Here is a 17918-nt window from a genome sequence, read left to right on the forward strand (position 1 = left end):
GGTCCTCCCAGCTCGCGGCGGGCGCCGCGATCGTTCGGGCACGCGAGCGTGCCCCCGACGTCGACGACGCTACGCCTCGCTGGTTGAAGATCCAACCACCTGCCGGCGTCCGTCCCAGCCCGTGGGACGGACGCCGCCGCGGTGTCCGGCCCGTGGCCCGCGCCGGTGACGACGACGGGGCCACTGCCGGCTGCGGCAGTGGCCCCGTCGGGTGTGCGTCGGGTCAGTCGACGTCCTCGTCGACCCAGTCGAAGGTCTTCGTCACGGCCTTCTTCCAGTTGCGGTAGAGGCGCTCACGCTCGGCCTCGTCCATCGACGGGGTCCAGCGCTTGTCCTCACCCCAGTTGTCGACGACGTCCTGCTCACCGTTCCAGAAGCCCACGGCGATGCCGGCCGCGTAGGCGGCGCCGAGCGCCGTCGTCTCGGTGACCTTGGGCCGCACGACGTCGACGCCGAGGATGTCGGCCTGGAACTGCATGAGCGCCTCGTTGGCGACCATGCCGCCGTCGACCTTGAGCTCGGTGAGGTCCACGCCGGAGTCGGCGTTCATCGCGTCGACCACCTCACGCGACTGGTACGCCGTCGCCTCGAGCACGGCCCGGGCGATGTGGCCCTTGTTGACGTACCGGGTGAGCCCGACCAGCGCCCCGCGCGCGTCGGCCCGCCAGTACGGGGCGAAGAGCCCGGAGAACGCCGGCACGAAGTAGGCGCCGCCGTTGTCGTCGACGGTCTCGGCGAGCTTCTCGATCTCCGGGGCGCTCTTGATGATCCCGAGGTTGTCGCGCAGCCACTGGACCAGCGAGCCCGTGACGGCGATCGAGCCCTCGAGGCAGTACACCTGCGGCTGGTCGCCGATCTTGTAGCCCACCGTGGTGAGCAGCCCGTTCTCGCTGTGGACGAGCTCGGTGCCGGTGTTGAGGAGCAAGAAGTTGCCGGTGCCGTAGGTGTTCTTCGCGGCGCCGACCTCGAAGGCGGCCTGGCCGAAGGTCGCGGCCTGCTGGTCACCGAGGATGCCCGCGATCGGCACGCCGGGCACCATCCCGCCCTCCCGGCCCTTGCCGTAGACCTCGGAGGAGGAGCGGATCTCGGGGAGCATGGACATCGGGATGCCCATGTCCGCCGCGATCTCCTCGTTCCACGTGAGGGAGTCGATGTTCATGAGCATCGTGCGCGAGGCGTTGGTGACGTCGGTGACGTGCACGCCGCCCTCGGGCCCGCCGGTCATGTTCCACAGCACCCAGGAGTCGGTGGTGCCGAAGAGCAGCTCGCCGGCCTCCGCCTTCTCCCGGGCGCCGTCGACGTTGTCGAGGATCCACTTGACCTTGGGCCCGGCGAAGTAGGTGGCCAGCGGCAGGCCGACCTTCCTCTTGTACTTCTCCGCGCCCTCGCTGCCGCCGAGCTCCTCGACGATCTTCTGGGTGCGGGTGTCCTGCCAGACGATCGCGTTGTGGACGGGCTTGCCCGTGCTCTTCTCCCACACGACGGTGGTCTCGCGCTGGTTGGTGATGCCGACGGCGGCGATGTCGCGGTGGGTGAGGTTGCCGCGCGTGAGTGCCAGGCCCACGACCTCCCGGACGTTGCGCCAGATCTCGACGGGGTCGTGCTCCACCCAGCCGGCGCGGGGCAGGATCTGCTCGTGCTCCATCTGGCCGGTGGAGTGGATGGTGCCCGCGTGGTCGAAGACGATCGCGCGCGAGCTCGTGGTGCCTTGGTCGATGGCGAGGACGTAGTCAGCCATGTCGGTCCTTTCGTGTGCCGGGACGGCGGTCAGAGGAGGTTGGCGGCGGCGAAGCCGCCGAGGGCGCCACCGATGAGGGGGCCGACGATCGGCACCCACGAGTAGCCCCAGTCGCTGGGGCCCTTTCCGCGGATCGGGAGGATCGCGTGGGCGATGCGCGGGCCGAGGTCACGGGCGGGGTTGATGGCGTAGCCGGTGGGACCACCGAGGCTGGCGCCGATGCCGACGACGAGGAGGGCCACGGCCAGCGGACCGAGCCCGGACGGCGTGTAGCCGAAGGCGACGATGACGAACACGAGGACGAAGGTGCCGATGATCTCGGTGACGGTGTTCCAGCCGTAGCTGCGGATCTCGGGGCCGGTGGAGAAGACGCCGAGCTTCGCCGGGGCAGGGAGCTCGCGGTCGAAGTGCTGCTTGTAGGCGACCCACATGACGACGGCGCCGAGGAAGGCGCCGAGGATCTGCGCGCCGAAGTAGACGAGCGCGTTGCCCAGGCTCGCCTCGATGACGGGCAGCCCGAGGTCCTCGTTGCCGGGGAAGAAGGGCTCGCCGGTGGCCCACAGCCCCACCGTGACGGCAGGGTTGATGTGGGCGCCGGTGGAGTAGGCGACGAAGACGCCGGCGAAGACCGCCAGGCCCCACCCGAAGTTGATGAGCAACCAGCCGCCGCCGTTGCCCTTGGTCCCGGCCAGGAGGTGGTTGGCGACGACGCCGCAACCCAGCAGGGTGAGCATCGCCGTCCCCAGCACCTCGGGCAGGAAGATCAGGGAGAAGTCCACGTTGTCCTCTCTTTCACAGGGAAGTACCTGACGGCGCGGCAGTGCGACGCCAGGGGTATGGGGTTACTTCAGCGGCACCATCGGCACGATGTCCGGGGCCTGCTGGCGCGCACGCTCGCCGGCCTCGTCGTCGGGCGCCTCCGCCGCGGCGCGCTCGGCCTCGCAGCGGGCGGTGTAGGCGTCGATCTCCGCCTGCCGGCGCTCCTCGTCCCAGCCGAGGACCGGGGCGACGACGTCGACGATCTCGGGGACGGCGGCGAGGCCGCTGTCCCGTACCTCGTAGACGAGGCGGGTGCGGCGCACCATGACGTCCTCCAGGTGGAGGACGCCCTCGCGCGCGGCGGCGTAGGCGACCTCGACGCGCAGGTACGCGGGGGCGTGCTCGAGGGGCCGGCCGAGGTCGGGCTGCTCCTCGACCATCGTCACGAGCTCCTCGAGCATCGAGCCGTAGCGGTGCAGGAGGTGGTCGACCATGGCCGAGGACCAGCCGAAGCGCGAGGCGTGGCGCTGGGCGCGGCGGCGCACGGCCTGCAGGCCCACGGCGCCGAGCAGCGGGATGCGCTCGGTGATCGAGGGCAGCCGCCCGGCCTCGTCCCCGAGGGCGAAGTCGACGGCGTCCTTGGCCATGACCCGGTAGGTGGTGAGCTTGCCGCCGGCGATGACGGTGAGACCGGGGGCGGGGGAGGCGACGGTGTGCTCGCGGGAGACCTTCGCCGAGGACGTGCCCTCCTTGGTGCCGGGCTGCAGGAGGGGCCGCAGGCCGGCGTAGGTGCCGATGACGTCCTCCCGGGTGAGGGGCGTCCTGAGGACCGTGTTGGCGTGCTCGATGACGTAGTCGATGTCCGCCTTGGTGGCCACGGGGTGGCGCAGGTCCTGCTCGTAGGGGGTGTCGGTGGTCCCGATGATCCAGTAGCGCGACCACGGGATGATGAACAGGACGCTCTTCTCGGTCTGGAGGATCAAGCCGACGTCGCCGCGGATCCGCTCACGCGGCACGACGATGTGGATCCCCTTGGACGCCAGGACACGCAGGCCGCCGTCGTCGCCGGCCAGCTCCTCGGTCTCCTCGGTCCACACGCCGGTGGCGTTGATGACGTGGCGGGCCTTGACGTCGAGGACCTCACCGGTCTCGAGGTCCTTGACCTGGGCCCCGTCGACGCGTCCCGAGGCGTCCTTGTGCAGGCCGACGACCTGCGTGCGGTTCGCGGCCAGCGCCCCGTACGCGGCGGCGGTGCGCACGAGCGTGGCGACGAGCCGCGAGTCGTCGACGCTCGCGTCCCAGTACTGGACGGCGCCGATGGCGGCGTCGTGGCGGAAGTCGGGGAAGAGCTGCTCCATCCGCGAGCGGCTGCGGTGGCGGTGCAGCGGCATGGCGCGCTTGCCCGGGGCGAGCCCGGCGAGGGTGTCGTAGAGCGCGATGCCGGCGCCGACGTAGGCGCGCTCCCAGACCCGGTGCTCGAGCGGGTAGAGGAAGGGCACCCGCTTCACCAGGTGGGGTGCCAGGTGCTTGAGGAGGAGGTCGCGCTCGGTGAGGGCCTCGTGGACCAGGCTGAAGTCGAGCATCTGGAGGTAGCGCAGGCCGCCGTGGACGAGCTTGCTCGACCAGCTGGAGGTGCCGGAGGACCAGTCCTGGGCCTCGACGATGCCGGTGCGCAGGCCGCGCGTGGCGGCGTCGAGGGCGATGCCCGCGCCCGTCACCCCGCCGCCGATGACGAGGACGTCCAGGCCTTCGTCCCCGCTCATCTCGGCGAGGGCCGAGAGTCGTGTGTCCGCGGTCAGGGTGCTCGATGCCACAGGGATTCCCTTCGATCGTGCGTCGGCGTTGCCCGTCATGCTTCCCGCCCGCAGGGTGCCCCGCAAGCGAGCCCCCGACGGGCTGTGCCGTACGTCACTCTAGGCCCTCACGGGGTGCGCCGAGGGAGGTTTCGTGAGTCGGCGCGGGTGCCCTCAGACCGCTGCGCCCACCGGGCGGTAGGACCCGACGGTGACGCGGCGCATGAGCCACTCGAGCGGCCCGCGCCCCACGAGCCGCATCCACAGGGTGCAGGCGACGAGGGTGACGACGACGAACCACGCGAGGACGGCGTTGGACTCGGGGAACCAGACGACGTCGTTGCCCAGGATCGCGATCACGACGATGTGGACGGAGTAGGCGGTGAGCGCCATCGCCCCGGTCGCGGCCAGCGGCTGGAGCAGGAGGCGCGCCCCCCGGGCCACGGGCGGCAGGGTGGTGACGGCGAGGAGGACGGCGAGCACGGCGAGGGTCACGCCGGCGTTGCCGACGAGCTCGAGGGTGGCGTCGGAGTGCGGGTCGGAGCGGATGAGCTGGGCGGTGAGCTCGGAGTCCGGGACGACCGTCCCCCGGAGGTAGGTGCCCCCGCCGTAGCCGACGAGCGCGAGCCCCACACCGGTGAGCCCGAGCAGCCCCTGGACGCGGGGCGAGCGCAGGTCGAGGCGGCCCACGCACAGGCCGAGCAGCATGTAGGCGATCCACACGAGCGCGGGGTAGTAGCCGGTGAGCACGAGGTCGAGGAGGTAGTTCTCGTGGACCTCCGACTCGACCGGCGCGCTGCCGTCGGCGCCGGGGGAGAGCAGGACCGCGAGCAGCGTGGGACCGACGACGGCGGCGACGACGGCGAGCACCCCCACCAGCCAGGGCCGCAGCCCGATGAAGAGTGCGACGAGGAGGAAGGTCACCGCGTAGGACGGCAGGATGACCGCCACAGGCGTGCCGAGCGCCTCGAGGAGCAGGCCGACGACGAGGACGACACCGGCGCGCGTGGCGACCCGCAGCCAGCCGTGGGTGAGGGCCGGGCCGCGCGGCACCATGCGCCCGCCGGTGAACAGGGCGATCGACAGGCCGGCGAGGATCGCGAACGTCGCCGACGGTCGCCCGTCCGCGACGACGAACCACGACGGCGAGTGCGAGCCGTCGGGGCCCGAGTTGCCCAGGTGGGCGACGAACATCCCGATGACGGCCAGCCCACGGGCGATGTCGACCCCGACGATCCGTTGGTTCACGCGCCCAGCGTAGGGCGCCCACCCCGGCGGATCGTCGTGCTTGCGTCGCACTTCTCGATCTTCGGTCGCCAGTCCCTGCACGCCCGGACGAGTGGAGGGAGCGACTCGTCGTGGCTGCCGCGTTCCGTCCCGCGGCCGGCCCTCCGCTGCTACCGTCCGCGCATGAGGTCACCGGCACCGTCGCCGGGGACGATCGGTCTCGGCGTGCTCGTCGTCGGTGTCGTCCTCGCGCTGCTCCCTGGCTGGCTGCTGCCGGGGCGGTGGTTCGGGCCCGACGCGGGCACGGGTCCGGCGACCGTCCCCGCGCGCTTCGCGGACTACTCCTACCTCACCGGCAGCGTCTCGGCCTCGGCGCCCGGCCGGGCGATCGCCGTCTACCAGCACGGTTTCGGCGTCGAGCTCATGGACTTCCCGCAGGCGGTCGTCGCGGGTGCCGACGGCGGTGCGTACCGCCGTCTCGACGTCGCCGAGGGGCGCGGCGCCTCCCAGGGCGACCCCGGCCCGATGCTCCTCTCCCCGGACGGCACCCGGGTGGCCGTGGGCCGGTGGCACACGTCCCGGCCGGACGTCGCCGTCGTCGACCTCACCACCGGGGGCACGGACGAGCTCGCCGTGCCCGGCGACGGCAGCGCGCTCCCGCTCGCCTGGTCGCCCGACTCCACGCTGCTCGCCTACGTCGTGACCGACGGACCCGCGGACCCGTACACCGGGTCGGCCCTCTCCGGTGAGCTCGGTCTGCTCGACGTCACGACGGGCGAGGAGCAGCGGCTGCCCGCCGACCTCGACGCGCGGGAGGCGGCGTTCTCCCCGGACGGCACCGAGCTGGCCGTCCACCGCATCGAGACCGACGACGGAACGCTCAGCGGGCAGGACGGCATCCCGCGGATGGGAGGCGGGACCGTCGACGTCGTCGCGCTCGACGGCACACTGCGGCGCACTCTCCCGATGCCCGAGAACGACTACCTCGACGGCCCGAACGCCTGGTCGCCCGACGGCGCGCTCCTCGCGACCGCCGCGCAGTGGGTGCCCGACTGTGACCACCTCGAGGCGGGCGGGGAGGCGTGGGCGGACTGCTTCAACACCTACGAGGGCCCCGGCCACGGGGTCGCCTTCCTCGACGCCTCCGGCGGCGACGGCAGCGTCCCCGCGCCGATCCCGGCGGCTCACGTGGGCTGGAACGGCGTGCTCGGGTGGACGACCGACGGGGAGCCCCTGTTCCTCGACGAGCCCGAGGACCCCGAGACGGCGGACAGCGACCTGTACTGGCTCACCGCGGTCCCGCTCGACGGCAGCGAGCCGCGCCCGCTCAGCGCGATCGCCGGCGGCGGGAACTACGGGGTCGGTGACTTCCAGCTGGCCACGGGCCTGCTCACGGAGGCGGAGGTCCGCGACGCCGACGCGGCCACGCGCGGGCTGTGGCCGACCTGGGTGCGCCTCGTCGCAGCGGCGGCGGGCGCCGCCACCGTCACGCTGACCGTCGGGGTGCTCGCCCGGAGGAGAGCGGCTTAGGCCGCCTCTTGCGTCGCACCTGTCGATCGTCGGCCGCCAGTCCCGGCACGCTCCGGGGCAGGGGAAGGTGCGACGCAGGCGCACGTCCCGACGCGGCCGAGCGGCTTGACGAGAACGATTCTCATTCTCTAGGGTGTGACCCGCGCCTCCGCCTGGACGCACCCCGACGAAGGAGACCAGCCCATGCCCACCAGTTCCCGCCGCGCACGTCCCGCGCTCGGCCTGCTCGCGACCCTCGCCCTGGCGGCGTGCGGGTCCGGAGACGCCACCCCGGCGGACGACGACGCCACCACCACGCCCGCGACGGACGCGGCGACGACGAGCAGCGAGCCGGTCGAGGTGGCCACCCTCGACCCTCGCGTCGTGCTCAGCTACGACGGCGGTGTCATGACGCTGGACACCGGCTCGGGGGAGATCCTCGACGACGTCGAGATGGAGGGCTTCCTGCGGCTCAACCCGGCGGGCGACGGCCGCCACGTGTTCATCTCCACCCCGGAGGGCTTCCAGGCCTACGACGCTGGTCTCGTGGCCGAGGGGCACGGCGACCACGACCACTACTTCGCGGCGGCCCCCTCGATCACCGACACCGTCATGGCCGCTGACACCCCCGGCCACGTGGTCACCCGCGCCGGCCGCACCGTCCTCTTCGCCGACGGCACCGGCGAGGTCCAGGTCATCGACCCGACCGAGCTCGCCGAGGGCACGCCCGACGCCGAGACCTGGACCGCGCCCGCCGCGCACCACGGGGTCGCCGTCGAGCTGTCCGACGGCACCATGGTCGTGAGCGTCGGCGACGAGGAAGGCCGGACGGGTGCCGCGCTCCTCGACGCGGACGGCAACGAGATCGCCGGCGCCGACAACTGCCCCGGCCTGCACGGCGAGGCGACCGCCGCCGGCGAGGCCGTCGCCCTCGGCTGTGAGGACGGCCCGCTCGTCCTCAAGGACGGCGAGTTCCACAAGCTGTCGGTCGAGGACGAGTACGCCCGCTCGGGCAACCTCGCGGGATCGCACGACTCCGCCGTCGTCCTCGGCGACTACAAGGTCGACCGGGACGCCGAGCTCGAGCGGCCCGAGCGAGTGGCGCTCATCGACACCGAGAGCCTCAGCGTGCAGCTCGTCGACCTCGGCGCCAGCTACAGCTTCCGCTCACTCGGCCGCGGCCTGGAAGGACACGCCCTCGTGCTGACGACGGACGGCAGCCTGCGGCTCATCGACGACGCCAACGGCGAGGAGCTCGGCCGGATCGACGTCGTCGAGCCGTGGGAGGAGCCCGAGGTCTGGCAGGAGCCCCGCCCGACCCTCAAGGTGGCCGATGGTGTCGCCTACGTCACCGAGCCGGCGTCCCAGCAGCTGCACGCCGTCGACATCGCCTCCGGCCAGGTGCTCCGCACCTACGACCTGCCGCACGTCCCGAACGAGGTCGCCGTGGCCACCGGGTTCCCGCCGGCCGCCGCGGAGGCTGACGCCGGTAGCGAGGAGGAGCACGCGGACGACGAGGAGCACGCCCACGAGGACGAGCACGAGCACGACCACTGACGCACCAGCGTCCCCGGCCGCCCGGGTGCCCGTCGACCGACGGAGCACCCGGGCGGCTCTCGTCACCCCGACCGGGACGCCGCGGGCTGGCAGTACCGTGGGTCCCATGCGCATCGCACGGTTCACCACGGGTGACAGCCCCCGCTACGGCATCCTCGAGGACGGCTCCACCGACCTGGTGGTGCTCAAGGGGGACCCCCTGTTCATGCCGGTCGCCACGACCGGTGAGCGCGTCGCGCTCGACGACGTGCGCCTCCTCTCGCCCGTCATCCCGCGCTCCAAGGTCGTGGGCGTGGGCCGCAACTACGCCGAGCACGCCGCGGAGATGGGCAGCGACGTCCCGGACGAGCCGATCCTCTTCCTCAAGCCGAACACCTCGGTCACCGGCCCGGACGACCCGATCGTCGTCCCCGGCTACGCGCAGGAGGTGGACCACGAGGCCGAGCTCGCCGTCGTCGTCTCCCGCATGGCGAAGAACGTGAGCGCGGAGCAGGCCCTGGACCACGTCTTCGGGTACACGGTGGCCAACGACGTCACCGCCCGCGCCGCCCAGCGCTCGGACACGACGTGGACGCGCGGCAAGGCCTTCGACACCTCCTGCCCCACCGGCCCGTTCCTCGCGCTGGACCTCGACGTCTCCGACGTCGCGGTGCGGGCGTGGGTGGACGGGGAGCTGCGGCAGGACGGGCGCACCTCCCAGATGGTGCGCGGCGTCCCCGAGCTCGTCGCCTACGTCTCGACGATCTTCACCCTGCTGCCCGGCGACATCATCCTCACCGGCACGCCCGCCGGTGTCGGGCCGGTGCGCCCGGGGCAGCGCGTGGAGGTCGAGGTCGAGGGCATCGGCCGCTTCGGCAACAACGTCGTCAAGCGGTAGCCGTGGCCGACGACGGCGCGTGCGTGTTCTGCCGGATCGTCGCGGGTGGCGAGCCGGCCGAGATCGTCCTGGACGGTGACGACGTCGTCGCCTTCCTCGACGTGCGCCCCGTGTTCAAGGGGCACGTCCTCGTCGTCCCGCGCGCGCACGTCGTCACGCTGCCGGACCTGCCCGACGAGCTGGTCGGGCCGTTCTTCGCGCAGGTGCGCCGGGTGGCCGCCGTGGTGCCCGGGGCGCTGGGAGCGCAGGGCACCTTCGTCGCGATGAACAACGTCGTCAGCCAGAGCGTGGCGCACCTGCACGCCCACGTCGTCCCGCGGACGAGGGGTGACGGGCTGCGAGGCTTCTTCTGGCCGCGCGCCCGCTACGCCGAGGGTGAGGCGGCCGGCTACGCCGAGCGGCTGCGGGAGGCGCTCACCCCGGCCTGATCTCTGTGGCGTGCGTCACACCCGGCTGCTACGGTCTGGGTGGCACCGCTCCTCGCGCGCGACCGGCCGTGGAGCTGGTGACGGGGAGGAGGCGCGGGTGCGTCCGCAGCCCGAGGTGTCCGCCGCGGCTCGTGGCCGGGCCACCGTGACGATCCGCGCCCTCGTCGGCCTGGGCGCCGCCCTCCTCGCCGTCGGTGCGTGCGGCTACCGCGCCGGGCCGGACGTCGAGGGTGCCGAGCACGTCCTCATCGCCAGCCACCAGCTCGCCGCCGGGACGACCTTCGACGAGGGCCTGCACGAGTTCGCCGACCTCGTCGCCGAGAAGTCCGACGGGCGGGTCCAGGTGGAGGTCTACCCGAGCGCCCAGCTCGGCAGCGAGACCGACCTGTTCGAGAACATGCGCCGTGGCCTGGTGGACGTCGCCGTCGTCTCGCCTGGCTTCATCGCCGAGTTCGTCCCCGAGATGAGCATCCTGTCGATGCCGTTCCTCGTCACCACGCGCGAGCAGCGCGACGCCATCATCGACAGCGAGGTGGCCGAGCGGCTGGAGCGGCTGATGAAGGACCGGACCGGCAACGAGGTGCTCACCTACTTCGGCGGCGGGGTGCGCCAGATGTTCTTCAACGCGCCGGTCGAGGACCCCTCCGACCTCACCGGCCGTCTCTTCCGCACCCAGCCGAGCCAGGTCCTGGCCGACTCCTTCGGCGCCCTGGGCATGCACGCCTCGAACGTCTCCTACGGCGAGCTGTACTCGGCGCTCCAGCAGGACGTCGTCTCCGGGGCGGACAACGAGGCCGTCTTCATCGTCGCGGAGAACTTCCAGGAGGCGGCGCCCTACCTCTACCTCACCGGCCACGAGGTGACGATCCGCCCGGCCGTCATCTCCGGCCACACGTTGGAGCGCCTGCCGGAGGACCTCCGGGAGGTCGTGCTGGAGGCCGGCGAGGAGGCCGGGGAGTTCGCGCGGGAGCTGGAGGCGCAGACCGACGACGCCGCCCTCGAGGAGCTGCGCTCGGACCCGGACGTCACGGTGGTCGAGGCGGACACCGAGGCGCTCGCGGCGATGGTCGAGCCCGTCTGGGAGCGGTACGCGGCCCGGTGGGGGCTGGAGGACATGCTCGCGGAGATCCGCGCGACGGGGGAGGGGTGAGGAGATGACGTCCGTGCTCGACCGGATCGACCGGGTGCTGGCCGCCGTCACCGGGGCGCTGCTCGCGGCGCTGACCCTCGTCGTCACCTTCCAGGTGCTCGGGCGCTACGTCCCCTTCATCCCGCGTCCGCTGTGGACGGAGGAGATCGCGCGCCTGCTGCTCGCCTGGATGGTGTTCCTCGGCGCGGCGGTGGTCCTGCGGCGCAGCGACCACTTCGTCATCGACCTCATCCCGCGGCGCGTCGACGCGCGGGTGGGCCGCCTCCTGCAGCTGCTCGTGCTCGTGCTCGTCGCGGCCGTGTCGGTCGTGCTCGTCGTCGGTGGGCTGGTCATGGCCCAGGGCGGGCTCACCCGCGTCTCCACGGCCTCCGGCCTGCACCGGGCGTGGGGCTTCGCCGCGCTTCCGGTCGGTGGTCTGTTCATGGTGGTGTTCAGCGTCGAGCTCGCCGTGCGGGTGCTGCGGCGCCGTCCGCTCCCCGAGCAGGCCTCCATCGGCGCCTCCGGGGCGCCCCCGCGTCCCGACGCCGGCGGGCGGGACGCCGCGACGGGGCCGGACGAGGAGCGGGGTCGCTGATGGACACCGGCCTCGTCGCGCTCATCCTCCTGGGACTGTTCGTCACCTTCATCGTCCTGCGTGTGCCCATCGCCTTCGCGCTCCTGCTCGCGTGCCTGCCCTTCTTCCTCGTCGACCCTCGGGCGGACCAGGCCCTGCTCGCCCAGCAGGTGTACTCCGGGATCGACTCCTTCGTCCTGCTCGCCGTGCCGTTCTTCATCCTCGCGGCGGCGATCATGAACGCGTCGCAAGTGACCGACCGGCTCATCGTGCTGGCCCAGGCGCTCGTCGGCTGGGTCCGCGGCGGCCTCGGCATCACGAACGTCGTGGCCTCGATGGGCTTCGGCGGTGTCTCGGGCTCCTCCAACGCCGACGTCGCCGGGCTCGGCTCGGTGCTCATCCCGCAGATGGAGCGGCGCGGGTACCCGGTCGGCTACGCCGTCGGGGTCACGGCGGCCTCGGCGGTCATCGGCTCGGTCATCCCGCCGAGCATCCAGATGGTCGTGTGGGGCTCGCTCAGCGGCACCTCCATCGGCGCGCTGTTCCTCGCCGGGGTGGTCCCGGGCGTGCTCATCGGCGGCGGGATGATGACGGTCGCCTACCTCGTGGCCCGCCGCAACGACTTCCCCCGGGAGGAGCGCCCGCCCTTCCGGGAGGTCCTCGTCGCGCTGCGCGACTCCCTCCTGGCGCTCGGCATCATCGTCCTCGTCCTCGGCGGCATCCTCGGCGGCTTCGTCACGGCGACGGAGGCCGCGGTGATCGCGGTCCTGTACGCCCTGTTCCTCGGGATGGTCGTCTACCGGACGATCTCCTGGCGGGACCTGCCCGCGATCCTGCGCGAGAGCGCCCTGTTCGCCGTGCTGCCGCTCTTCGCGCTCGCCGCCGCCGGTGCCCTCGCCCACCTCATGGCCTACTACCGGATCCCGCTCGTGCTGCAGAGCGTCGTCGAGGGCGTCCCGGCCTGGGCCCTGCTGTGGGTCGTGGCGATCGTCTTCCTCGTCGTCGGCATCTTCCTCGACGCCCTGCCGGCGATGGCCATCATGATCCCGGTGCTCGCCCCGGCCGTCACGGCGGCGGGCCTGGACCCGGTCCACTACGGGGTCGTCGCCGTGATGTCCCTGGCCATGGGGCTCATCACCCCGCCGTACGGGCTGTCGCTGCTGCTCGCCGCGCGCATCGGCAACATCCCCATCCACCGGGCGGTGCCGGCCACCGTCCCCTTCGCGCTCGTCATCCTCGTGACGATCGCCCTCGTCGTCCTCGTGCCGCAGGTGGCGCTCTGGCTGCCCTCGCTGACCGAGTGACCGACGTGGAAGGAGCCGTGGCGTGAGCCGGTGCGGCACCCACCGGAGCGAGGCTTCCGAGGTGGCGCGGTTCGGACCGGCTGCCGGCGCCGTCAGTGCAGTGCGGCGTCCGCGTCGGTGCGGCGGTAGCCGGTGAAGCGCACGGTGAGGCCGGTGCGCGTGGGAGCGGCGCAGAAGAGACCGGCCGTGACGACGGCGCCCGGGTCGAGGTGCGCGACGCGGACCAGCCGGAAGGCCTCGCCGTCGACGCGGGCCCGGACGGTCACCGCGTCCCCCGACCGGCTGGCGCGCACGGTCACCCGCCGCCCGACCCACTCGGGCACGGGGGCGACCGACCAGTCCGAGGTGCCGTGGGTGACGACGGCGCCGAGCTGGGCGACGCCGTCGGACACCTCGACGCCCGCCTTGACCCACTCCTCGGGCGAGACGCGGAGGAACAGCCCGGCCTGGTCGAACTGCTCGGCGAAGTCGAGGACGAGGTCGACCTCGAGCGCCCCCGAGGCGGGCAGCGGCTCGAGCAGGGCGTGCTCGGTGTCGTGGACGAAGCCGTAGGAGGTGTGGCGCCACGCGTCGCTGCCCTCGGCCGCGGCGACGTGCAGCTCCTCCTCGACGACGACGGCGGAGACGGGCGGTGTGGTCCACGTGCCCTCGTGCAGGAGACGACTGAGTCTCATCCCGGAACCGTACCGGGCGGAGCGGGGACGGTTCAGGCGCCGATCTGGGGGTGCAGCTCACGCTCGTAGTAGAAGGCGCGCTCCCACGGCCCCGTGCCGGTGGCGAAGCCGTGGCGCTCGTAGAAGCGTCGGGTGTCGACGTCCTCCTCGTCGACGTTGATCTCGATGAGCGACACGCCCTCGGCGGTCGCGTCGGCGACGAGACGCTCGATGATGGCGGTCCCGATGCCCCGGTCACGCAGCTCGGGCACGACGTACAGCTCGTCGAGGAGCAGGACCGGCCCGTCGTACCAGATGTTCGGGCGGGAGGTGAGGAGCGCGACGCCGACGGCCGGGTCGCCGGCGACCAGTGCCGACGTCCTTCCGGCCGGGAGCAGCTCCTCCAGCCGCGCGGTGAGGACCGCGACGCCGGGGGAGTGGCTGTCGAACTCGACGTTGAAGTCGTGCAGGAGCTGCGCCACCACAGGCGCGTCGCAGACGTGGGCCCAGCGGACATCCATGGGGGAACGGTACGGAGGGGCCCGCGTGCCTCGCGACGGAATAACTCAGCTCTCGACGCGGGAGGGGGAGCCGTCGACGGGACGGGGGGAGCCGTCGGCGGGACGGGGGAGCCGTACGCGGGACGGGGGAGCCGTCGGCGGCACGGGGGAGCCGTCGGCGGGACGGGGGAGCCGTCGGCGGGAGGGGGGAGCCGTCGGCGGGAGAGGCGTCCCGCTCCCGCCGAGGTGCTACCGGCCGCCGGGGACGGGGCTGCTCGCGCCGCCCTGGGCCGCCGCGGTGGTGCGCGGGAACAGGTGCGCGAGGACGTCGGCCAGCGTGACGACCGCGGTGCCGCGCTCGGCGGTCCGGACGACCGCGAGGTGGGTGGACGTCTCCCGCATCCTGGTCAGCGCGGTGTGGAGCGGCGTGCTCGCCTCGAGCTCGAAGACCGGCGTGACGAGCTCGGCGACCGGGGCGTCGTCGTCGAGCAGGAGCGTGTCCCGCACGTGGACGACGCCGGTGGGCGCGACGGCGCCCCGGGCCCGGACGAGGAGGCGCAGGTGCCCGGTCTCGTGGGCCACCCGCCGCACGTCACCGGCCGTCGCGGCCACCGACACGGTCACCGGGGCCGTGCGGCCGGCGACGAGGTCGGCCACGGTGAGCCGGCGCAGGTCCAGCGCCCCGGAGAGCTGCGCGGAGTACGCGAGCTCCAGCGCCCCGACGCTCGCGGAGTGCTCGACGAGGTGGCGCAGGTCGTCCGGGTTCTGCCCGGAGCCGACGGACTCGACCGGCTCGACACCGACCCTGCGCAGGCACCAGTTCGCCGCGCTGTTGAGCGCGACGAGGATCGGGCGGGTGGGGACCATGAACGCCCGCATCGGCAGCGCGAGCATCGTCGCGGACCTCTCCGGGTGGGCGATGGCCCACGACTTGGGCGCCATCTCCCCGACCACGAGGTGGAGGAAGGTGACGACGACGAGCGCGAGGACGAAGCCGACGACGTCGGCCACCCAGTACGGCGCGCCGAGGTCGCTGACGACCGGGGTGATCCAGTGGTGGACCGCCGGCTTGGTGATCGCGCCCAGGGCCAGGGTGCACACGGTGATGCCGAGCTGGGAGCCGGCGAGCAGGACGGTGAGCTCGGTGGAGCTGCGCAGCGCCGCGCGGGCGGCGCGGCTCTCGGCGGCGGCGTCCTCGAGACGGTGCCGCTTGGCGGCGAGGAGCGCGAACTCCACGGCGACGAAGAACGCGCTGAGCGCGATGATGACGACGGTCGCGGTCGCGACGACCCAGGGGTTGCTCATCGGCCGGCCTCCTCGTCCTCGTGCGCGGGCCGGTCGGCGAGCCTCACCCGCACGAGCGAGGGCACGTGCCGCTCGACGTCCAGCACCTCCACGTGCAGCTGCTTGTCCGGTGGGGCCTCGGGCAGGGCGAGGTGGGCCGGGTCGGGCGGGAGGTCGACGACGACGGCGGTGCCCACCTCGGGCAGCGAGCCGTGGACCTCGATGGCGAGGCCGGCCACGGTCTCGTAGTCCCCGCGGGGCAGGTCGTGGTCGATGGCGCGCTCCACCTCGTCGATGTGGACGTCCCCGGCCATGGTCCAGCTGCCGTCCTCCTGCGGGGTGAGCGAGGGCGCCTCCGCCTCGTCGTGCTCGTCGGTGATCTCCCCGACGACCTCCTCGGCGAGGTCCTCGAGGGTGAGGACGCCGGTGAAGCTGCCGTACTCGTCGACGACGCAGGCCATCTCGTTGCGGCTGGCCGACAGCTCGCGCAGGGCGTCGGGCAGCGCCATCGACGTCGGCAGGACGAGGGCGGGACGCTGCATCTCGGCGGCGGTCGCGTCGTCGGGGAGGGTGCCGGTGAGCAGGTCGACGAGGTGGACCACGCCGACGACGTCGTCCTCCTCGTCCAGCACCGGGTAGCGGGAGTGGCCGGTCGCCATGAGCGTGCGGACCTCCGCGACGGTCTGGTCGGCGCGGACGGCGCCGACGCGCGCGCGGGGGATCATCGCGTGCTCGACGTCCTGGCGGGGGAAGTCGAGGATGCGGTCGAGGAGCACCGAGAGGTCGGCCGGCAGGTCACCGCTGGCACGGGAGTCGGCGACGATGTGCTCGAGGTCGCGGGCCGTGGCCGAGTGCTCGACGTCGTGGACGGGCTCGATCCGCAGCAGGCGCAGCAGCGCGTTGGACGCGGCGTCGAAGACCGTGATGAGCCAGCCGAAGGCGGCGAGGTAGAGGTTCGTCGAGCGCGCCAGCCACAGGGCGACGGGCTCGGGCTTGGCGATGGCGAGGTTCTTGGGGAAGAGCTCGCCGAAGAGCATCTGGACGAGCGTCGACAGCACCAGGGCGAGAACGGTGCCGACGGCGACACCCACGCCCGTGGAGACGCCGACACCGCCGAGCGCGTCGCCCAGCGCCTGGCCCACGAGCGGCTCGGCGACGTAGCCGACGAGCAGCCCGGTGACGGTGATCCCGAGCTGTGCGCCCGAGAGCATGAAGGAGGTGCGGCGGGTGACCTTCAGGGCACGCTGCGCGGGCTCGTCACCGGCCTCCGCGCGGGCGGCGAGCCGTGAGCGGTCCACCGCCATGTAGGCGAACTCCTGGGCCACGAAGTAGCCCGTCACCGCGGTGATGGCGAGGATGACGAGGATCCCCAGCAGGAGGGAGAGCACCCAGATCATCGAGTGCACCCCCTGGTGGCGGTGCTGACGGTCTGGGTGCTGGTACTACAGGAGTCGTCCATGGTCCTTCGCAGGCTGGGGTCAGGTAGGCGCCATGCTAGAGGAGCACGCCGCGAGAGGCTCAACGTGGGCCGCAGGGCAGAAGTTCCCGCGGCGGGCCCAGCACGTCGCCGCCGGGCCGGACGCGGAGGGGTCCGGCCTGCCCTGGTCGCGTTGACACTCTCATTCCAGCCTCTATAGGTTGCTTTGACGCAATGAGCACGGCACGGAACCAGACGCACACGACGAGGTAGGCATCCACGTGATCAAGAGCAACCACAGGACGAGGGCGATCGCCGCGCTCGGCGTGACGACGCTGGCCCTCGGGCTGGCCGCCTGCGGGGACAGTGACGACGGCGGGGAGGGCGGGATCGCCGACACCTACACCGTCGCCTCCGACACCTCCTTCGTCCCCTTCGAGTTCGAGGAGGACGGCGAGTACGTCGGCTTCGACATCGACATCATCAACGCCATCGCCGACGAGGTCGGCTTCGAGGTCGACCTGGCGACGACGAACTTCGACGGGATCATCCCCGGCCTGCAGACGGGCACCTTCGACATCGCGATCGCGGGCATCACCATCACCGAGGACCGCGCCCAGACGGTCGATTTCACCAACCCGTACTACAAGTCGGGCCTGCGCATCGGCGTCGCCGCGGACAACACCGAGATCCAGGGCGTGGAGGACCTCGAGGGCAAGCGCGTGGCCAGCCGGCTCGGCTCCACGAGCGCTGCCTACATCGAGGAGAACATCGAGGGCGCCACCGCCAACACCTACGAGCAGCTCGACCAGATGTACCTGTCGGTCGAGGGCGGCGGCTCGGACGCGGTCCTCTACGACGCGCCGAACGTCGAGTACTACATCCTCACCACCGGTGAGGACAGCCTCAAGGTGGTCGGCGACCTGCTCGAGGCGCAGGACTACGGCATCGCCGTGGCCCAGGGCAACGACGAGCTCCTCGCCGCGATGAACGAGGCGCTCGCGGGAATGATCGAGGACGGCACGTACGCGGAGATCTTCGAGAAGTGGTTCGGCAGCGAGCCGGAATGGCTGGACGAGCTGGCCGAGTCCGCTAGCTGATCCTCCACCAACGACGCACGAGGCGGGCGCCGCAGGGCGCCCGCCTCGTGACGGGAAGGCACTTGTCCA

Annotated in this window: 16 protein-coding genes; 8 read left to right on the forward strand and 8 right to left on the reverse strand. The window is 72.5% G+C overall.

The window, feature by feature from the left end:
* Positions 1-223: 223 nt before the first annotated feature.
* The 4 genes from glpK to DSZ44_RS15770 all read right to left on the reverse strand — a co-directional run bounded on the left by glpK (position 224) and on the right by DSZ44_RS15770 (position 5538).
* On the reverse strand, positions 224-1738 hold the full coding sequence (gene glpK / locus DSZ44_RS15755) for a glycerol kinase GlpK (RefSeq protein ID WP_110853585.1): 1515 nt from the start codon (positions 1736-1738) through the stop codon (positions 224-226).
* Positions 1739-1767: 29 nt separating this feature from the next.
* On the reverse strand, positions 1768-2472 hold the full coding sequence (locus DSZ44_RS15760) for an MIP/aquaporin family protein (RefSeq protein ID WP_373681262.1): 705 nt from the start codon (positions 2470-2472) through the stop codon (positions 1768-1770).
* 108 nt (positions 2473-2580) lie between these two features.
* Positions 2581-4311 (reverse strand): glycerol-3-phosphate dehydrogenase/oxidase, encoded by a 1731-nt coding sequence (locus DSZ44_RS15765; RefSeq protein ID WP_373681261.1) that lies wholly within the window; start codon positions 4309-4311, stop codon positions 2581-2583.
* A gap of 153 nt (positions 4312-4464) precedes the next feature.
* Complete coding sequence (locus DSZ44_RS15770; protein ID WP_110853588.1) at positions 4465-5538, reverse strand: DUF418 domain-containing protein; 1074 nt, start codon at positions 5536-5538, stop codon at positions 4465-4467.
* A gap of 162 nt (positions 5539-5700) precedes the next feature.
* Here DSZ44_RS15770 and DSZ44_RS15775 point away from each other — a divergent pair, with 162 nt between their 5' ends.
* The 7 genes from DSZ44_RS15775 to DSZ44_RS15805 all read left to right on the forward strand — a co-directional run bounded on the left by DSZ44_RS15775 (position 5701) and on the right by DSZ44_RS15805 (position 12895).
* Positions 5701-7047, forward strand: a complete 1347-nt coding sequence (locus tag DSZ44_RS15775; protein ID WP_146237586.1) for a TolB family protein — start codon at positions 5701-5703, stop codon at positions 7045-7047.
* Between the two features lie 183 nt (positions 7048-7230).
* Positions 7231-8583: a zinc metallochaperone AztD gene (aztD, locus tag DSZ44_RS15780; RefSeq protein ID WP_110853590.1), complete on the forward strand. Its 1353-nt coding sequence runs from the start codon at positions 7231-7233 to the stop codon at positions 8581-8583.
* Between the two features lie 106 nt (positions 8584-8689).
* Positions 8690-9460: a fumarylacetoacetate hydrolase family protein gene (locus DSZ44_RS15785; RefSeq protein ID WP_110853591.1), complete on the forward strand. Its 771-nt coding sequence runs from the start codon at positions 8690-8692 to the stop codon at positions 9458-9460.
* Positions 9461-9462: 2 nt separating this feature from the next.
* The gene (locus DSZ44_RS15790) at positions 9463-9888 is read left to right on the forward strand and encodes an HIT family protein (RefSeq protein ID WP_110853592.1); all 426 of its coding nucleotides are present in this window, start codon (positions 9463-9465) and stop codon (positions 9886-9888) included.
* Between the two features lie 97 nt (positions 9889-9985).
* A complete protein-coding gene (locus tag DSZ44_RS15795; RefSeq protein ID WP_112133037.1) occupies positions 9986-11038 on the forward strand; it encodes a TRAP transporter substrate-binding protein in 1053 nt (350 codons plus the stop codon).
* A gap of 4 nt (positions 11039-11042) precedes the next feature.
* Positions 11043-11612 carry a TRAP transporter small permease gene (locus DSZ44_RS15800; RefSeq protein WP_110853594.1) on the forward strand — a complete coding sequence of 190 codons (570 nt, stop codon included), beginning with the start codon at positions 11043-11045 and terminating at the stop codon, positions 11610-11612.
* Complete coding sequence (locus tag DSZ44_RS15805) at positions 11612-12895, forward strand: TRAP transporter large permease (RefSeq protein WP_110853595.1); 1284 nt, start codon at positions 11612-11614, stop codon at positions 12893-12895. The genes DSZ44_RS15800 and DSZ44_RS15805 overlap by 1 nt, the downstream gene beginning before the upstream one ends.
* Before the next feature lie 92 nt (positions 12896-12987).
* Here DSZ44_RS15805 and DSZ44_RS15810 read toward each other — a convergent pair whose 3' ends face one another.
* The 4 genes from DSZ44_RS15810 to DSZ44_RS15825 form a co-directional block, all read right to left on the reverse strand.
* On the reverse strand, positions 12988-13569 hold the full coding sequence (locus DSZ44_RS15810; RefSeq protein WP_110853596.1) for a DUF1349 domain-containing protein: 582 nt from the start codon (positions 13567-13569) through the stop codon (positions 12988-12990).
* A gap of 32 nt (positions 13570-13601) precedes the next feature.
* Positions 13602-14069, reverse strand: coding sequence for a GNAT family N-acetyltransferase (locus DSZ44_RS15815; RefSeq protein WP_110853597.1), 468 nt, complete (start codon positions 14067-14069; stop codon positions 13602-13604).
* A 228-nt stretch (positions 14070-14297) separates the two neighbouring features.
* Positions 14298-15353, reverse strand: a complete 1056-nt coding sequence (locus tag DSZ44_RS15820) for a CNNM domain-containing protein (RefSeq protein WP_110853598.1) — start codon at positions 15351-15353, stop codon at positions 14298-14300.
* Positions 15350-16729 carry a hemolysin family protein gene (locus DSZ44_RS15825; RefSeq protein ID WP_110853599.1) on the reverse strand — a complete coding sequence of 460 codons (1380 nt, stop codon included), beginning with the start codon at positions 16727-16729 and terminating at the stop codon, positions 15350-15352. The genes DSZ44_RS15820 and DSZ44_RS15825 overlap by 4 nt, the downstream gene beginning before the upstream one ends.
* A gap of 301 nt (positions 16730-17030) precedes the next feature.
* Between DSZ44_RS15825 and DSZ44_RS15830 the strand changes: the two genes are divergently transcribed.
* The gene (locus tag DSZ44_RS15830; RefSeq protein WP_220035230.1) at positions 17031-17849 is read left to right on the forward strand and encodes a transporter substrate-binding domain-containing protein; all 819 of its coding nucleotides are present in this window, start codon (positions 17031-17033) and stop codon (positions 17847-17849) included.
* Positions 17850-17918: the final 69 nt, after the last annotated feature.

Source organism: Georgenia satyanarayanai (assembly GCF_900116375.1).
GTDB lineage: Bacteria > Actinomycetota > Actinomycetes > Actinomycetales > Actinomycetaceae > Oceanitalea > Oceanitalea nanhaiensis.

Excerpts from the sequence above, each read along its gene's own strand:
- DSZ44_RS15805 (WP_110853595.1), top strand. The coding sequence starts at position 11,612 with ATGGACACCGGCCTCGTCGCGCTCATCCTCCTGGGACTGTTCGTCACC.
- DSZ44_RS15800 (WP_110853594.1), top strand. The coding sequence starts at position 11,043 with ATGACGTCCGTGCTCGACCGGATCGACCGGGTGCTGGCCGCCGTCACC.
- DSZ44_RS15760 (WP_373681262.1), bottom strand. The coding sequence starts at position 2,472 with ATGCTCACCCTGCTGGGTTGCGGCGTCGTCGCCAACCACCTCCTGGCC.
- DSZ44_RS15775 (WP_146237586.1), top strand. The coding sequence starts at position 5,701 with ATGAGGTCACCGGCACCGTCGCCGGGGACGATCGGTCTCGGCGTGCTC.
- DSZ44_RS15810 (WP_110853596.1), bottom strand. The coding sequence starts at position 13,569 with ATGAGACTCAGTCGTCTCCTGCACGAGGGCACGTGGACCACACCGCCC.
- aztD (WP_110853590.1), top strand. The coding sequence starts at position 7,231 with ATGCCCACCAGTTCCCGCCGCGCACGTCCCGCGCTCGGCCTGCTCGCG.
- DSZ44_RS15825 (WP_110853599.1), bottom strand. The coding sequence starts at position 16,729 with ATGATCTGGGTGCTCTCCCTCCTGCTGGGGATCCTCGTCATCCTCGCC.
- glpK (WP_110853585.1), bottom strand. The coding sequence starts at position 1,738 with ATGGCTGACTACGTCCTCGCCATCGACCAAGGCACCACGAGCTCGCGC.
- DSZ44_RS15785 (WP_110853591.1), top strand. The coding sequence starts at position 8,690 with ATGCGCATCGCACGGTTCACCACGGGTGACAGCCCCCGCTACGGCATC.
- DSZ44_RS15815 (WP_110853597.1), bottom strand. The coding sequence starts at position 14,069 with ATGGATGTCCGCTGGGCCCACGTCTGCGACGCGCCTGTGGTGGCGCAG.
- DSZ44_RS15820 (WP_110853598.1), bottom strand. The coding sequence starts at position 15,353 with ATGAGCAACCCCTGGGTCGTCGCGACCGCGACCGTCGTCATCATCGCG.